The sequence below is a fragment of the Neisseria sp. P0009.S007 genome, assembly GCF_051962515.1.
The window spans coordinates 1-942 of record NZ_JBQCVF010000611.1 but is presented as its reverse complement, the minus strand read 5'-3'; the positions used below and the strand labels follow the sequence as shown (position 1 = coordinate 942).

The window sequence follows — 942 nt, the reverse complement described above, 5'->3', positions numbered from 1 at the left end:
GAACTATCAACTTTTAACTATTTTTTTGCTGGTGCTTTTTTTGCTGGTGTTGTTTTTTGTTCGTCATAAACAAAGTAGTGAACAAAGAGGCAACTCAGGCAAACAAAGCGCACATGCATCAAAAGGCGGCCATAAATCTGCCGCTCATACAGCCTCCTCTGAGGATGGAAACGACTGGATTGAGAAAGTCAACCAGACAGTTTCCAATGCGGATAATCAAGATTGGGAATGGGGCGGAAGCGGCTCAAGCAATGCTACGGCTTCTGTTTCTGCACAAGAAGTCGATCCGCTGACCGAATATCAGGTTTATAAACAGTTCGGCTATGAAAGTAAAGCAGCAGAGTCTTTGGCCGGTTATCTCAATACTTTGGAAGACGGTGCACCGGAAAAACTGGTTCATGAATTAATCGGTTTGAATCTGCGCGTCGGCAATATCGACATGCTCGCAGATACGCTTGAGCGCCATAGTGCTTCCCTTTCTGAAGACAGTGTAGCCGAATACTTGAAAGCTGGTCTGGCTTTGGATTCAACCAACCTGCGCTTGCGCGTTTTTGCCGAACATCATCTCGGTTGGAATATGCAGGAAGTGGATCGTCAAATTGGCGAACAAAGTGGTTTGGAAGTTGCTTCCGATGAGCATATTGCCTTTGAGAACGATTCGGCCGAACGCATTGTCGTGCCAGGTATGGGTAAACGCGCGCCTATCGTATTAGGCAAGAAAGACTTTGGCGAAATCAGCCCTGAAGAGATGGGCGCGGTGATTGGTTTTGCCAAGCCGGAGCGCAGTGCAAAAATCCTGAAAGACAAGATCAGTTACGAGACTGCTTTGCATCAATACAACAAAGCAATCCAAACTTCTGCGAAACCTGCTGGTCTCATTATCGATGCCTTGCGTCTGGATTATCAGAATGAAGAAGTAGGGCAGTTTGCCAAGCATCTGTG

The 942-nt window shown here is 46.6% G+C and carries 1 pseudogene; it reads left to right on the top strand.

Annotation, left to right across the window (positions count from 1 at the left end):
- A pseudogene (locus ACTHS3_RS15155) lies at positions 1-942 on the top strand (23S rRNA methyltransferase); the annotation flags it as partial.